Below are 16,357 nucleotides of genomic sequence, written 5' to 3'. Positions count from 1 at the left end.
GCGATGCCCAAACGGGCCAGAGCGATGTTCAGGCTTCAGGCGCCATGCAACACGCGCTGGCTCGCCAGCTTCGATAGGCCAGACACGGTCAGTTCCCCCATATCTGTCCAGAAAATGGCCATTCCGCTCACGGGCTTACCCCCCGTTGCATCCACAGCATCGGCATAAGCCGCCAATTGCGGCCAATAGGTCGCGAAACGTGCAGCGTAATCGGCCACCACGCCGCTCTTGTGATCGACGATTAGAAAGCCATCGGGGCCTTCCGCGATCAGGTCGATGATGGCGGTCTGCATACCGCCGTCGGCCAGAGCGATCTCCAGCGGCTGCTCCACATGCAACTCGGCATAGCCCAGTTCCGCCAATGCCAGGCGCAGGCCTTCCGCCTGCAGGGCAAGGGCATCAACATCCCCGGCTTCCATCCGGCAATGCGCCGCGACCCGGTCCTTCAGATCAGGACGTTGCAGCAAGATGCGGAAGGCATCGTGGATCGCCGTGCCCCGGTCGGCGGCCAAGGCAAGGTTTTCTCCGGTGACACGTACACCCGGCGCGACAGCGCGTGTTTCCAGATGTTCGGGCATGGGCCGCCCCGTCACAACCGCCTGCGATGGGCTCAGCACCGCGATGCTTTCCATCGGCGCCTGCGACACCAAGGCAAAACGCAAATCGCGATCAGACACCACCGCGCCATCAGAAGAATCGGCTTCAAAACTGGCCGGGATGTCCTTGCCACACACAATCTGCCGGGCCGGGAAGCGATCCTTGCCGACCAGCAGATCCCCTCCTTCGATCACAACACCACACAGATCGCTCATCAGGCGGCGGGCGGTGATCGGCAGGGGCGGCTCATCCGCGCCATCGTCCTGCGGCCATTCCAGAATTAGCCGGTTGCGCGCACGCGTCAGCGCCACATACAGCAGACGCCGCGCATTCTGGTCCGCCTCGGGGCGCAGGCCTGCAAGGAAGCGCTCGCTCGCCTCCGGCGCGGCAAAGGCCGGGGCATAGGCAAGCTGCGCTCCCTCGACCACATGGTCGAGATCCTCAAAGCCGGGGAAGATCGTGCTGAACACCCCGCTGCGCGGATCCAGCTTCTGGTCCAGCCCACAGACCACCACCACCGGCCATTCACGCCCCTTCGAGGCATGCCAAGTGATGATCTCCACCCCATCGGCCTCCAGCCCGGCGGGATTGGGGCGCTTGTCCTCCCCCTTCAGATTCATCCGGCTTTCCAGCCAGCCCAGGAAGACATTGGCACCCTGACCATAGAAGCCCGAAGCCTCGCGCATATCGCGATGGGCCTCAAGGAAGGCGCTGGCCTCGGCCTCGAAGCGCAGCAGATCGGCGCGCATCTGCGCCGGGTCCTCCTGCCGGTCGCACCAAGCCCGCAAGCCGCCCGCCGCGATGACCCGTGCCACCAGATGATCGACGGGCATCGCCGTCGCCTCCGGCCACAGGGCATCGAGCGCGGCCAGTTCCGGCGTGACAATCCGCCCCTCGCGCGCCAGCATGCCCAGCGCCTCTTCCAGAGGCGTGCCACCCGGCCCCAGCGTCGCCACGCAGAGGGCCGCATGGCGGTCCTGCGGGTTGACGGCATAGCGCAGGGCAAAGCAGGCCGCCTGCACGATCCGGCTCTGCCACCAACCGTCCTCGGCCACGCGGACCGGCAGGCCCAGCGCGCGCAGGGCGGCGGCATAATCGGAACAGCGGCTATGCGTCGGGCAAAGGATGGCAATGTCCCTGGCCTCCAGCGGGCGCGGTTGCTTGCTGTGACGGTCGATGATCGTCACCGCCTCATCCTCCAGCAGCGAGAGCAGACGGTCGGCCACAAAATGCTGCGGTTTTCCCGGGGTTCTCGCATTGCGCTTGGCGCCCAGAGCGATCACCTCCAGCGCGGTCTCGCTGCCCGCCTCGTTCTGGGGTGTCAGCGCGGTATAGCCCTCACCGAACAGCTTGGGCCCCAGCGCATTGACCAGCGCCATGATGCGCGGGTCCGAGCGCCAGTTGCGGTCCAGCGGGCTGGTTTCGAACTGGCCGATCAGCGCTTCGGTCAGGCGCGGATCGGCACCCTGAAAGCCCATGATCGCCTGCTTGGTGTCGCCCACGATCAGCGCGTGTTTCGCCTGTCGCGCCAGCGTCCAGAGGAAGGTGAACTGGATCGGGTTGGTGTCCTGAAACTCATCGACGATCACACAATCAACCTCGGCCAGCACCGAGGAGAGGATCGCCGGGTTCTCGCGCAGCAGCCGTGCGGCATTGGTCACCATATCGCCAAAATCGATGACGGCGAGCGCCTTCTTGCGCGCCTCGTAATCGGCCATGGCGGATTGCGCCCCCTCGACCAGCGCGCGGGCGTGAAGCACCGCATCCTCCAGCGGGCCGGGATGGGTCGGCAAAGCGTCGGCGGCATCCATCACCGCCTGCGCCAGATCGTCATACCCTTCGGGCGTTGCACTGCCGCGCTTGCTCAGGCGCAGATCACGCAGCTTTTGCCACAGCCCCCAGTCATGCTCGCCCAGTGCCAGCATGTTGCGGGCCCGCTGCAAGGCACCGAAATTGTCGCGGAAAGCGGTGCGGGCGGTCTCATTGCCCATGCTGTCGGCCAGCGAGCGGGGGAAAGCCGCCAGCAACGCCTCGACTGCCGCCAGCAAGTGGCTATCCAGCACAGCGCCCTTGCCCTGCGGCTTGCCATAGCCTTCCCGGATCGAGGCCTCGACGAAACCGGCCATCGCCGGATCGGCCCCGCGCGGCCCCAGCGCGCGCAGCAGGGCAATCACATCCAGCAGCTTCTTGCGAAACCCGTCCTCCACGCTCTCGTCCGAGGTGAAGCTGGCGCGATAGCCATGCGCCGCCAGATTGCGCGCCAGCGCATTGAGCGCCTCATTCTCCTCGATGGCGCGGCGGATCAGCAGATCCTGCTCATCCTCGGCGATCAGGCGCTGCTGCGGCGAGGAGCCGCTGGCCAACGCATGCTCGACCAGCAGGCGGCGGCCCAGCCCGTGAATGGTCGAGACATAGGCCCGCTCCACCGCCAGAGCCGCGCGCAGATTGCCATCGGCGATCAGCGCCGCGCGGATGCGCTGACGCAACTCGCCCGCCGCCGCCTCGGTGAAGGTTACTGCCAGAATGCGCTCGGGCCGCACCAGACCATCGCGCACCCAGCGCACCAGCGTTTCCTGAATGTGGTGGGTCTTGCCCGCGCCGGCACCGGCGGGGACGATCGAAAGGTCTGTCATCATGCCTCTTCCGCCAGGATTACCGAAGGCGCATCATCCTCGCGAAGGAAGGCCGCGATCAGCGGGCTGTCCTGCAAGGCATAGGTGCCCAGCGACGCCTTTTTGGTGAAGAAATCCGCGTCCGCCGTGGTGTTGATCGTCAGGCGCCCGGCACGCAGTGCGGCAAAGCGTGCCTCGATCTGGGCCACCGCCTGCTCGGCAATATCGCCCTCGATCACTTCGAGATGGTCGCTCTCGATCTCGGCGAGGCCATTGACCAGTACCCCGCCGTCGTTGAGCATATGATAAGCCACACCGGGCAGACGGTTGGTGGCCAGCGCGGCGGCGATCCGGCGGACCGGCTCGCCGCTGTCCTCGTCCAGCCGCACATTCATGCGGCGATAGAGATCGACCTGCAAATCCCACCCGGCCCTGAGCCGCTTGCGCCGCCCGCCCGAACTGCTCTTCTTATAGTCGATCACCACGGCCTGCCCATCGGCGAGGCGCAGCAGGCAATCGGCCTTGCCATGCACGGGGTGACCGAAAATCTCGCCCGAGAGCCAGAACTCATTGCCGACAATCTCGGCCCCGAGCGCGGTGAGCACCTGCGACCAATGGCGGGCCGCCTTGACGATCTCGCTTTCCAGCGTGCGACGCTCGACCAGCCAGGCCGGGCTTTGCAGGAAGGGGGCGATGGCGCGGATACGGTCCATCAGCAGATCGGGGACCAGCGCCGCAATGGCATCATGGTCGGGATGGTCACTGCCGGGCGGGAACAGCAGTTCGAACACCTCATGCGCCAGCGAACCGCGCAGCATCACATCCAGCGTCTCGGGCGCCCAGGACACCTGCCTGGCCCCCAACTCGCCCAGCAGCCAGGCGAGCGGACTGACCAGCAGCGTTTCAAGCCGGCTCGGGCTTTGGGGCCGCAGGCTGCCATCCTCCTTTCGGCGCAGGCCGAGCAGGTCGATCCCGAACTCCAGATGCGGCGGCAGATTGGGCGCCTCGATGGCCTTGAACTCGGGCCGCGCGCGCCAGGCGACAAGCCGGTCCCAGATCGTGCCTGCCCCGCGCACCATCGGCACGACCAGATCATCGGGCGCGGCGATACCCTCAACCAGCCGCGCCATCAGCGGCAGGCTGGAGGACGGCGCCAGCGCGCCGCCACTGCGATCCCGCTCGGAGAGCAGCAGCACGATCTGCTCGCTGGCACAGCGCAACTGGCGAATGAACAGCGCCAGCGCGCGATCCAGCTGACTGGCCATCGAGGGCAGCGCGAGGCCCGTCTGCTCACGGATCAGCGCCACTTCGCTGTCGAGGAAGAAGGGATTGCCCGAGGGCGCGCAAGGATAGGCGCCATCGTTGAAGCCCAGCACCAGCAGCTTTCGATAGGAACGATCCGGTGCCTCATGCGCCAGCATCACCCGCACCCCGCCCAGCAGATAGGGGCCGCGTCGGGCCGCGATCGGTTGATAGGCGGCGGCGAAACGGATCGCCTTGTCGAAATCGGGCTCGGCGGCGTCGGCAGCACCTCCCAACGCGGCGGCCAGCCGGGCGAGTTGCGCCTTGGCCTCCAGCACATCGTCTTTCAGCGCCTCATCCTCGCTGAGCACATGGCGGAAGCGGCGAAGCTGGTCCTTCAGTTCGGCGGTTGTAGCAGGCGACGGCGAACGGATCAGATGGAAGAGCGACTTGCCCTTGTCGCTCAGTCCCTCGATCAGGCGCGGGGCATAATCGCCGCCCATCACGGCGGCGGCCAGCGCCGCCCCCATCTCGGGCGGCCAGCAGAGCACCGGCGAACTGTAAAGCGAGGCCAGCGCCATCGCCGGGGCGGGCCGCCTGCGGCATTCCACGAAATGCAAGACTGCCTCCGCGCCCACGTTGCGCCGGGTGGCGGTGCCGGGCAGCGTGGAGGCGGCAAGGCCCACCACCGCAAAAGCATCGGCAAGGCTGGCGGCATAGGCGCCATCTGCGGGCAGGATCACGCCGATGTCGGCGGGCTTGAGCGTCGGGTCTTGGGCCAGCCAGTTCTGGATAATCGCGGCGGCGGCTTCGCCTTCGCTCAGACTGTCCCGCACCGAGAGGACGGCAAAGCTGTCGTCGGCAGGACGCCGGGGCGCCTGCGGATCGAGCATAAAGCGCTGAACATGCCCGGCCACCGTGGCCTCCGAAGCCGCCGGGGCCTGGCGCTTGCCGATCAGGCGCGCAGCGTCGGCGTCCCGGCCCTCGATTGCGCCGTGATGCGCCTCCAGCCGCTCCAAAACGGCGCGTTCAAGGGGCGTGAGGTCCGGCCTGTTGCGATCCCAGATCAGCTTGAGAGGCTGCACGGCATCCTTCGCCTCGCTGGCCAGAAAGTGCTTCAGCCGGGCAAGATCGGCGGGAAGAATGGAATCATGCGTTGCCCACAGATCGCGCAGCGCCTCCAGATGATAACGGGCGCGGCTGCCTGCCTCCAGAACTTCGGCTCGAATGGAGGCCGGGTTCAGATCCACGGTCGCCAGCATCACCTGCCGCAGCATCGCGCTGACCGCCTGCAAGGTCTGCTCGGGGGCGACAGCAAGGCTGGCGCTCCACGGCCTGTCTTCGCCGCCCTTATCCAGCGCGCCGCGCAGATCTGGTTCGTCCCGCGCCGGCAGGGCATAGAGTCCGCCCAGCAATTGTACCGTCAGCGGCGTGCAACTTGCGAAGGGGCCGCGCCCGAGCCGCAGATAGCAATCGTCAAACATCTCTGATCTTTCGCAGCAGAATCACAACATCTGTTGGATTAGACATCCAACACGACAAAAACGGTCATGGCAGACTGGCGAGCGCCGATTGCGCCAGTGCCAGCCTCTCGCGCATCACCTCGCGCAGGGCGGGCGGCCCCTCGATCACGATGTTCCCGCCCCAGGTGAAGAGATGATCGGCGATTTCCCGCAGCCCCCCGGCACGGAAGCGGACCAGCAGGGTCTCTCCATCCTCTTCAACCTGTTGCGCGGGGTGGAACCGCCAGGATCGCGCCTTGGGCACAGAGGGCGCCAGCACCCGCAGCACAATGTCATGGTCATTCTCGCGCCAGATGCCGAAGCTATCGGCCAGCCAGGCATCGAGATCCCAATCATCCGGCGGGCAGCCCAGCACCTCGCTGGCGCGGACATTGGTCATCCGGTCGAGGCGGAAGGTATAGGGCGGGTCATCGCGATCCGGCATCTTGCCCAGCAGATAAGTCACGGGCCCATGCACCAACCCATAAGGCACCACGCGGCGCCACGAGGGTGTTTCAGCGCCATCGGGCCGATAATCGAATTCCACGCAATGCCCGGATAGGATCGCGGCCTGAATTTCGGTCAGATCCTCGGGCGACACATCCACAATCGGCCCCGCTGGCACGCGGGAACGCTGCAGGCGGGTTAGAAGGTCCAGATCATTGTCGAGACGGCGGCGGCCATCACTGTCGAAGGCGATCTTGATCTTGGAGAGCAGCGTGGCCAGCACCCGCGCATTGGCGGTGCCGTCACGCCGCCCGGCATCGACAACCGCCTCCAGCGCAGCGACCTCATGGGTGCTGGGCCGTGAGTAGGCCCGCCCGGGGCTGTCCTTGATGCGGAAACGCTTCTGGCGGCCGTCGAGCACCTCATCCAGATCGAAATGCACCAGAATAAGGTTGCGCATCCGCTCGACCGTGCGGCGGGTGACGCCCAACAGATCAGCCATCTCGTCGAGCGTCAGCCCCTCGATGCTTCCAGTCAGGGCGTGAACCAGGGTCAGGGTGTGATCGAGCTTGGTCAGGCGCTGGGTCATGGCAGACAGGGCTAAGCGCTAAATGGTTAAGAGCAAGGTTAATTTCATGACCCTGTACTTTGGCACGACCATTTTTGTCGTAATCATGTGGTCATCACCCGGTCATGGATCCCGCCATCAGGAAGATTGTCGTCACCATGTCCTCTCGCTCCCGTCTGGGCAAAACCCGCTATACCGCCGACCCCCGCGAAGCCGGGCATTTCGCGCATGCCGCAGCTCATGTGTTGCGCGCGCTGACGGTCCGGCAGGCAGCCGATTTTGGTGCCGATCTGCTTGATCTCATCACCCATGAAACATCGTTGGAAACGCCGCACGGCGAATCGCGCCGGAAGCCAACGCAGGCGCAATTGCGCGCGGTCGCCACGCAGTTGAAACGCAAGCGGATGGCGCCAACCGAGATTGATCGCACCTTTGGATGGATCTCCGAACTTCTGGGCTTTGACGCCGAGGAACAGCGCATTCTCGTCACCTTTGCCCGGTTGACCCAGTTCGATCCATGGCGCCAACTGTTGCGTAAGTCGCCGTATGGCTACAGCAATCCGAATGTCGACGTCATTGCCCAACTCACAGGCCTGCCGCTTCATGTGGTCGATGAGCGCATCGCTCCCGGGCGCAGCCTTTTTACCGGACGTATGCTGGAAGACGATGGTGATGGGGCATGTTCGGTCACCGGCATGTTCAAGCGCATCCTGCGCATCCACGCCGAAACGCGTGAGGGCTTGATCGAACGGCTGATGCCGCCGGTGGAAGAAGCCACGCTGGACTGGGCTGATTTCGAGCATCTCGGCCATCTGCGCGAGGTGGCGCAGCAGATCATAGCCTCGCGCGAGCCGGTCAGTATCCTGCTCTGCGGCGAGCCGGGCACCGGCAAGACCGAATTCGCCCGGGCGCTGGCGCGGGAGGCCGGATGCGGCGCCATCTTCGCGGGCCTGGCCGACGATGACGGCAATGAGCCCGACCGCGCCGAGCGCCTCGACCATCTGATGGTGCTGCGCGCCCTGTGCCGCCACCAGAAGCAGCGGGTGATCGTGGTCGACGAGGCCGACGATGTGCTGGCGATGGTCGACCGCAAGCGCTGCTCGAAGCAGTGGCTCAACCGGCTGGTCGAGGCGCCGCAGGTGCCCACCATCTGGATCGCCAACCGGCGCGATGATCTGGATGACGCGATCCTGCGCCGCATGACGCTGGTGATCGGCTTCGACCGCCCGGTCCGGGCCGTGCGCGAAAGGATCGTGCGACGCGCGGCGCAAAGCCAAGCCATCGCGCTGGAGGCACAAGATGTGCGCGACATAGCCGATCTCAAGACCTGCCCCGCCGTGGTGGCATCCGGGCTGCGCGCGGCGAAGCTGACCGGTGGCGGGAGCGAGGTCGCCACCACGGCGATTCACAGTGTGATGTGGGCGCTGGGGCAATCCACCGCGCCCGAAAGGTCCGGGCATGCCGCTTATGATCCGGCCCTGTCGCGGGCGGATACCGATCTGGTTCGTCTGGGCCAGCGGCTGGCGGCAGCGCCCGACAAGGGCTGGAGCCTGCTGCTCTCCGGCCCCTCGGGCACCGGCAAATCGGCTTTCGCGCGGCATCTGGCGGAGGGCATGGAGCTGGAGATCGAGGAGCGCCGCTGCTCGGACCTGATCAGCCCCTATGTCGGCCAGACCGAGCAGAACATCGCGGCTGCCTTCGCCAAGGCGGCGGAACGCAAGGCCCTGCTGCTGATCGATGAGGCCGACAGCTTTCTCTACAAGCGCGAGGCGGGGCAGCGCACATGGGAGGTCAGCCAGGTCAACGAAATGCTGGTGCAGATGGAGCATCTGCGCGCGCCATTCGTCGCCACCACCAATCTGGCCGGGACGCTCGATCCGGCGGCCCAGCGCCGCTTTACCCTGCGCGTGGGCTTTCAGGCGATGACACCGGATCAGGCCCGGAGTCTGTTCGAGGCCCATTTCGGGAAGGTCTGGCCGGTCGGTTGGCCAGCACATGAGGGGCAGACGCCGGGCGATTTCGCGGTGGTCGCGCAGCGGGCCCGGCTGCTGGAAGAACGTGACCCCGACGTGCTGCTGCGCTGGCTGCGCGAGGAGATCACGACACGCGGCGAGCACCCGCGCGGGCCGATGGGCTTTGGCGTTCCACCGCGTGATCCTGTGCTGCCCTCATGATGAGGAAAGCGGCAGAACCCCTTCGACGCGAAAATTTAACATATTGAAGCAATTGAACAATGCTTCGATCCATGGAAGACATGCGGCACATCGACGCGGTTTCTTCCTGTTTTCCACCTTTTCCTTGTGGCTTGTTGATGCGGGCTGCTGCGGGAGCTTGCAATCATGGCCACATCACCCGGCATACTTGGGGCCGCTGTCCTCAAGGAAAAGCAGCGGGCACTGCGCGAGGGCTTCCCCGAAGCGCTCACGCTGCGGGTCCATCGCGGCATCAGCTGGCTGATGCGGGCCGAGCGGGAGGAGTATCCCGATGTTCGCTTCATCCTACTGTGGATTGGCTTCAACGCGGCCTATGCCGGCAACATTGGCCATGCGGTCGACGGTGTGGGCAGCGAGCGTGATGCCTTTATGGGCTTCTTCACCACGCTGAACGGGTTTGACGGGCAGCAACGCATCTACAAGGCGGTGTGGCAGCGCTTCAGCCAGGAAATCCGGGTTCTTCTGGCCAATCAGTACATCTTCGGCGCCTTCTGGAAGCATCACAATGGCGAGCCGGGCTATGCCGACTGGGGCGCCAGGCTGGACCGGGCGAATGTGGCCGTCTCGGCCGCCTTGCGGCGGCAGGACACCACGACGATCCTCTCGATCCTGTTCGACCGGCTCTATGTGCTGCGCAACCAGCTGGTGCATGGCGGGGCGACCTTCGACGGTTCGGTCAACCGCGATCAGGTACGCGATGGCGGCGCCGTGCTGGGCTTTCTGCTGCCGATCTTCATCGACCTGATGATGGACCAGCCCGATCACCCCTGGCGCATGCCGCATTATCCGGTGGTCCCGTGATCGAACGACCAGTTTTGTCGCATCAATATGGTGTTGATGGTCCATGAGGTTTTCAGGGCTGGAATGATCGATGATCAGGTTGAGAGTGCATGAGGCGGCAGAACGCCAAGGCGCAAGGCATGATGCCAAAGGCCGGGATTACGACCGGAGGCCGCGTTCATGAAATATGTTCTGGAGGCCGTGTTCTCGCTCGGTTTTCTGGTGCTGGGCGGCATGGCCATATTCCTGCTTATGCGCTTTATCATCATGGTATGGGTGGTTCGGGTCGCGGAGCGCGTCATTCTGGGCACGCTGAACCTGATCAAAAGCATCCTTTTCGCCCTGATCTTTGTTTTTGCACCGGCCATTCTGGGCGCCTTCATCATCGCCCTTGGCCTGCAGATCGCGCTCAATGCCAGCAGCCCAACCGGTTCTGGCGATCCGACCATGCCCGTCCTGATCGGCCTGCTTTCCTTCTTTGCCATTCTGGCGATGAGGATCTGGCAATGGCAGGCCCGACGTCAGCGAGAAACTACCCTTGCGCAAGCCATGCCGGACATGGTGGCAACGTCCCACGAAGGCGAGGCTTCGAACGCGCAGGATCCCATGGCACTGGCCTGGTATCGCGCAATGAAGATCGCGCCCAAGCGGCAGGATGAGTTGATGAGCGCCCGTGCAGCCTGCGTAGCCTTACTCACTGCGGTCGATCAGTCCGACGGCCTCCCGGATACCGACATGATCGAAACGGCAACACTCATCCGCAACCATCTTATCCCATTTGTCGACAGCATGGAGCGGCGACTTCAGGGTGCCACCCGCGCCGAAAGGAAGGGCATTGTCGATGAGATGGCGAGGTATCTGCTGGGCTTTGGCGATCGCGCCCGACGTGCCCTTGCTGCAGCCGGACCTGATCAGAAAGAACAGGATGCCGCATTGCATGCCCATCTGTCAGCACAATTGTTCCGATAGCTCAACGCCCCGGCGACAATCCCGACCATCGAACATATTTTTTCAATGTCTTCAATGTTGTAACGAGGCCAGTCATGAAGCGAATGACAATGCTTGCCATGGCGATTTGCGCAGCCATTCCAATGGCGCATACCCAAGCTCAGCACAATTGGCAGACCTACGGCAATGCGCGCTTTGGCTATTCGGTTTGCTACCCCGCCGATCTTTTGCGGCCCCAGCGCGAAGCCGACAACGGGGATGGCCGAGTGTTTGTTGGTCCCCATGGCGCAACCTTGCGCGTCTGGGGCGGCTACAACGCGGTTGGCGACACTGTCGCCCAAGCCAAGTCAGACGCGGCCAAGCGCTTCGTTTCCCAGGGGTATACCGTCACTTATCAGGTGAGCCGTCCCGAATGGTTCGTGCTGTCCGGAGCCGGCAAAGGCAAGACCTTCTACCAGCGCACGATGCTGAACAAGGACCGCGAGGTCTCCTTTGTGCTCGAATATCCTGCTTCGGATGCCGCGATATGGAACCCGGTCAGCGCCAAGCTTTCCCACTGCCTGGCAGGCTGAGCCCCGCATAAAACCAACGGAATCAAATCATGAGAGATGAAGAGTTCAAAGCCTGGCTGGCGTCCGGGGGCGTGACTGAAAAAGCGCAGAACACGCGCGCCTATGCTGTCCGCAAGATCGAGCAGCAACTGAACGCCCTGCGCTTTTCTTGGCCCGACCTTGAGGCGGCCTTTGCTGAAGACGGATTTGCGGCCATTCGCGCCAAGCTCGGCGCGATGCGACAAGATGCCAAAGAGGGTGGCGAGGATTTTCGCATTCTCCTGCCGGATTCGCAGAAGCCTCTGAACCGGCTTTCTAGTTGGGCCCTGTGGCTGAGACAATATGGTCGCTTTCTTGCCGGCGAGCCAAACAAGGGCAGCGATGCCGATGTCATCAGGGCGGCTGTCCTCGAAATGTACATCGAGCCAGCCCGGAAAGAAGGCCTTACCCATATCGAGCTTCGGGTTCGTGAGCTGAACGATACATTGGAGCTCAATGAGGCTTGGGCAAACATCTGCCAGGCCTTGCAAGGGGAAAAGTTCCGGGAGATGGCAAATGTGCCCTGTCCCGACCGCTTCGGTGCCAACATGAGTTCTACAACAATATTCAGATTCTGGCTCGATGAAGATGCCCGGGCGAAAGCGGCTCTCGAACATTTCACCCATGGCCATCAGAAATTTGAAGCGATCTTTTCCGCTTGGAGCACAGAACAACAATCACTGTTCCTGCGGCTCATCCTTTTGATTCATGACGCTGGTTTTGACTGGTATCATGCCAAGATCCCTCCCTATGAGCTGCGCTTCGGGCGCAAGGAAAAGGAGAAGGTACTCGCCTATCCTTCATTGGGCTGTCTCCGTAAGACACCCCCGGTACTGACCGTGTACGACAAGAAAGCCGACGGCAAAGGGCTGGGCGAGCAAGCCGACTACCCGCTCGACGAGATCGGTTTTGCGGCCTTTGCGCAGCGGTTTGCCAAGGAAGCCCCGGAGGAAATGCGTCGGTCGCCACTGCCCGATAAGCGCCTCCCTTATTGGCCAGACGACCTTCAGGATAGCCCGGCCACGTCTGATGAAGCCATACAGGATGAAACGAGCATGATCGCACCGACCAATGAGATCCTTTATGGCCCGCCCGGCACCGGGAAAACCTATGCCACGGCACGCCGGGCTGTTGAGCTCTGCGGTGAAGAAGCCCCTGAGGACAGGGGCGAACTGATGGAGGTTTACAATCGCCTTCGCGCGGACAAACGCATCGAATTCGTGACCTTCCACCAGAGCTTTTCCTATGAGGACTTTGTCGAAGGGCTCCGCCCCCCCATGGACGATGAAGGCGAGGACGAGGAGGCACTTGTTCAGAAGGAGGCGTCCGGCCTCCGTCTCAAAGTCCACAAGGGCATTTTTCGGGACATGGCGGAGCGGGCCTCGCTCGATGCAGGCGCCTCCTCACCATTAACGCTCGACGCCACACGCCCCATCTTCAAAGTTGCGTTGGGCGAACGCGGCACGGAAGAAGCCCAGATCCTTGCAGCGCTGGATCAAGATGAAATCACACTCGGTTGGGGCGGCCACACCGACTGGAGCGACCCGCGTTTCGACAAATTGTCCGAGATCCTCAGCCAATGGCGCGCCGACGGCCATCCCGACGCGACCGGCAAGGATGCCAATGTCGAGCAAATCTTCGGCTTTCGGTCCTGGATGCAGGCAGGAGACTATGTCGTCGTTTCCGATGGTCGCGATCGCTTTCGCGCTCTCGGGCAGGTCACCGGCCCCTACGTCTTCGATCCGCATCTAGATCGCCATCCGCATCGACGTCGCGTGCAATGGTTGTGGCGGGACGATCAGGGACAGGATCGAGACCGGTTCTACCCCCGATGGTTTCGCCGGCACTCCTTCTACCGCCTAGCGCCCGATGCCATCGATTGGGCAGGCCTCTCGGCCATTGTCCTTGGCAAGGACACCAAACCCCTCAACCAGCGCCCCTATGTCCTGGTCATCGACGAGATCAACCGCGCCAATGTTTCGCGCGTGTTTGGCGAGCTCATCACCCTGATCGAGCCCGACAAGCGCCTCGGCCAGACCAATGCGCTGGAAGTACGCCTGCCCTATTCCCAGAAGCTGTTCGGTGTTCCCGGCAACCTGCATATCCTGGGCACGATGAACACGGCCGATCGGTCGGTTGCCCTGCTTGATACAGCCCTGCGCCGCCGTTTCGAGTTCACCGAACTGGAACCCGACGCCACAAAGCTCAAGGATAGGGTGCCGGGGCTTGAGCTGGACCTTGTGCTCCACACCATCAACCAGCGGCTGGAATATCTGATCGACCGCGATCACCGCGTCGGCCATGCCTTCTTCATGCATTGCACCACGCAGGGCGATGTGGACCAGGTCATGCGCCGGAAGGTCCTGCCACTCCTTCAGGAGTATTTCTTCGAGGACTGGAGCATGATCGCCGCTGTTATGGGCAACGGCTTTATCCGGCGCGATGATCTCCCGGTGCCTCCCGGCCTCGAAGGCCGCGCGGTGCGCCGCGAGGCGATCAGCTGGAGCGTCAGGGAAACGTTCGATGAGGACGCCTATGGCATTCTCATCGGCAGGATCGCGTCGCCTTCCACGCAGGATACGGACGAAGAAGGCTGATGAAGGCAAGGCATCTCAGCTGCCGGGAATGGGGCAGCATTCCGATTGGCACCGAGGGCTTTTCGCGCGAGCAGGCCGATGCCCTGCTCGCGGCGGCGGCTGACCACCCTTCCGGCGGCACGGATGGCGGCAAGATTCTCGTCGAGATCAACCGGCGACTGCATGTGCGGCAGGTGGTGGGTGTGCTGGCCGTTCCGGGAGCCAGTCTCGAGATCCTGCCAAAGGTCGATGAGGAACAAGCCGAACAGGGCGACGACAAGGGGCAGGTCAGGCACCGGCTTGTCCACATGCTCGATGTCGCGCTGGGCCTCGACCTCGCCGGGGGCGCGGAGGCCGCCATGGCGCGGCAGGACGAAACCCTGCTCGACGTGCTTATCCGCCTGTTCGCGCAGAAATTGTTGGCGCAGGTGCGCCGGGGATTGCCGCGCCATTATGTCGAGCGGGAGGACGATCTGCGCGCCTTGCGCGGGCGGCTCGACATCACGCGGCAGTTCACTGTGCATGCGGCGCGCCCCGACCGGCTCGCCTGCCGGTTTGACAGTCTGGAAAATGATACGCCGCTGATGCGGGTGATGAAGGCCTGTGTCATCATGCTGTCCCGCCATGCGCGCGGACTGGAAACGCAGCGCCTGCTGGCCGAGTTGCGCCATGCCCTCGACGGCATTCCCGATACACCGGCCAGCGCCCTGCCATGGAAACGCATCCGTATCGACCGTAGCAACCAGCGCTGGCGCAGCCTGCTCGATCTGGCGAAGCTGTTCCTGCTGCGCGAATGGCAGGCCACCCATCACGAGGCCGCCGCCGCGCAAGGGCTGACCCTGCTGTTTCCCATGAACGACCTGTTCGAGGCCTATATCGCGGCCCGGTTGCGCCAGAGCCTGACCGGCAGCGGTATCGATGTCGTCGAACAGGGCGGCCTGCGGCATTGCCTTGGCCCCTGGTCGGCAGGGGAAGATACGCAAGGCATCCATTTCCTGACCCGCCCGGATCTGATCCTGCGGCAACGCGAGGATCGCAAGATCCTGGCGATCATCGACACGAAATGGAAAAGGCTGGACCTTCCCCGCGACGAGCGCCCGGGGGTGGCCCAGGCCGATATTTACCAGATGATGGCCTACGCCCGGCTCTATCGCTGTGACAGGCTTATGCTGCTCTATCCTTCATGCCGCGATCAAGGCAGCCAGACGCATCGCGACTATGGGTTCGCCGCCGGCCGCGAGCGGCTGTTCCTGGCAACAATCGATCTCAACGTCGTGGATGGCGTGGCGTCTGCGCTAAAGCGAGCCATCGTGCCGCAGCTAGTAGCCTCATAAGTCACTCTCGCTGCAATGGCAGCCATGTACCCGCGTTTGGTACACGCGGGTACAGAGAGATATTCATACAAGCACACGCCAAGCCCTTGAGCGGCGAAGGTGCCGACCTTGCCTTGCCCCAATCGGATCCAGTGATGTCCAACCTCATGCTTTGATCATTAAAGCCTGATATCCATATCATCCCACGGGCCAAGCCGGCGAGCTGACGGAAGCGAGACATAAGGCAGCAAATGGGCAAGGCGAGGCTGTTCTTCCAGCACCCAGTCCGCCAGCATTGACCACCGCGTGCGCCCGAACTCGGCATCCTTGGCGGACAGCCACATCTGCGACGCGATCCAGGTCGAGACAACGTCGGTTTGACAATAGTGCCGGATACCTTGCCAATCGTTGACCGCCGCCAGATCGGCAACGCCATCGCCGCCGGCCTGAAGCTTCACCGGAATGCGGAATGGTGCGCAAAGCTCAGCCAGCTTGATCCTGGGAGCCGATCCACTCGATGTAACCACGTCGAGCAGATCAAGATGGAAGTTGAGGCGGGACCGAAGCCCCATCTGCAGGATCGTGGGCGCCTCGATCTCGTTCACGGCTGCCCGGGCGCGGAGCACCGGGGCGTCGAAGCCGTGCCCGTTGAAGGTAATGATCTGATCCGCATCGCTCAGATATTGCTCGACCTCATCGATCATGCCGCGTTCGGAGGCATCGCCCCGCGTCACGGAATGGATCGAGAATGCCACGCGATCCCAATCGGTGCGTTCAACGGTCAGCATAGACACGCAGACCGGCTTATGGAGTATCCATGGCGCGAACTCGTCGGGATTTTTGCGGTAATGGCAACGCTCTGCCGCTTCCTCGTCGAGCACGGTTTCGACATCGAGGGTAATCGTCTTCACATTATGTCCTTTCTTGGCGGGCGGGCCGACCGCCGATTTTTTCATGCCTGCGGTTAGC

General features: G+C 63.4%; 11 protein-coding genes. 6 read left to right on the top strand and 5 right to left on the bottom strand.

Going from position 1 to position 16,357, the window contains the following annotated elements; genetic code table 11:
• Window positions 1-35 precede the first annotated feature (35 nt).
• The 4 genes from CA833_RS09815 to CA833_RS09800 form a co-directional block, all read right to left on the bottom strand.
• Window positions 36-3,233 (bottom strand): exodeoxyribonuclease V subunit beta, encoded by a 3,198-nt coding sequence (locus CA833_RS09815; RefSeq protein WP_207077887.1) that lies wholly within the window; start codon window positions 3,231-3,233, stop codon window positions 36-38.
• Complete coding sequence (locus CA833_RS09810; RefSeq protein WP_207077886.1) at window positions 3,230-5,935, bottom strand: PD-(D/E)XK nuclease family protein; 2,706 nt, start codon at window positions 5,933-5,935, stop codon at window positions 3,230-3,232. Before CA833_RS09810 ends, CA833_RS09815 begins: the two co-directional genes overlap by 4 nt.
• Before the next feature lie 64 nt (window positions 5,936-5,999).
• The gene (locus CA833_RS09805) at window positions 6,000-6,989 is read right to left on the bottom strand and encodes a YafY family protein (RefSeq protein WP_207077885.1); all 990 of its coding nucleotides are present in this window, start codon (window positions 6,987-6,989) and stop codon (window positions 6,000-6,002) included.
• Between the two features lie 83 nt (window positions 6,990-7,072).
• Complete coding sequence (locus tag CA833_RS09800; protein WP_207077884.1) at window positions 7,073-7,690, bottom strand: hypothetical protein; 618 nt, start codon at window positions 7,688-7,690, stop codon at window positions 7,073-7,075.
• Between CA833_RS09800 and CA833_RS09795 the strand changes: the two genes are divergently transcribed.
• The 6 genes from CA833_RS09795 (at window position 7,664) to CA833_RS09770 (ending at window position 15,409) form a co-directional block, all read left to right on the top strand.
• Entirely contained in the window at window positions 7,664-9,142 is a 1,479-nt protein-coding gene (locus tag CA833_RS09795; RefSeq protein WP_207077883.1) for an ATP-binding protein, read from the top strand. The two genes, CA833_RS09800 and CA833_RS09795, sit on opposite strands and share 27 nt — an antisense overlap.
• 165 nt (window positions 9,143-9,307) lie before the next feature.
• Window positions 9,308-9,982 (top strand): HEPN domain-containing protein, encoded by a 675-nt coding sequence (locus CA833_RS09790; RefSeq protein WP_207077882.1) that lies wholly within the window; start codon window positions 9,308-9,310, stop codon window positions 9,980-9,982.
• Between the two features lie 159 nt (window positions 9,983-10,141).
• Entirely contained in the window at window positions 10,142-10,930 is a 789-nt protein-coding gene (locus CA833_RS09785; RefSeq protein WP_207077881.1) for a hypothetical protein, read from the top strand.
• Between the two features lie 98 nt (window positions 10,931-11,028).
• A complete protein-coding gene (locus CA833_RS09780) occupies window positions 11,029-11,481 on the top strand; it encodes a hypothetical protein (protein WP_207077880.1) in 453 nt (150 codons plus the stop codon).
• A 29-nt stretch (window positions 11,482-11,510) separates the two neighbouring features.
• Window positions 11,511-14,096, top strand: coding sequence for an AAA family ATPase (locus CA833_RS09775; protein ID WP_207077879.1), 2,586 nt, complete (start codon window positions 11,511-11,513; stop codon window positions 14,094-14,096).
• Complete coding sequence (locus CA833_RS09770; RefSeq protein ID WP_207077878.1) at window positions 14,096-15,409, top strand: McrC family protein; 1,314 nt, start codon at window positions 14,096-14,098, stop codon at window positions 15,407-15,409. Before CA833_RS09775 ends, CA833_RS09770 begins: the two co-directional genes overlap by 1 nt.
• A 158-nt stretch (window positions 15,410-15,567) precedes the next feature.
• On the opposite strand, the gene CA833_RS09765 is transcribed toward CA833_RS09770, so the two are convergent.
• Window positions 15,568-16,344: a ribonuclease H-like domain-containing protein gene (locus tag CA833_RS09765; protein WP_207077877.1), complete on the bottom strand. Its 777-nt coding sequence runs from the start codon at window positions 16,342-16,344 to the stop codon at window positions 15,568-15,570.
• Window positions 16,345-16,357: the final 13 nt, after the last annotated feature.

It is taken from the genome of Novosphingobium sp. KA1, assembly GCF_017309955.1.
Taxonomy (GTDB): domain Bacteria; phylum Pseudomonadota; class Alphaproteobacteria; order Sphingomonadales; family Sphingomonadaceae; genus Novosphingobium.
The sequence above is the reverse complement of the archived record's forward strand: the minus strand, read 5'-3'. Positions and strand labels throughout refer to the sequence as shown.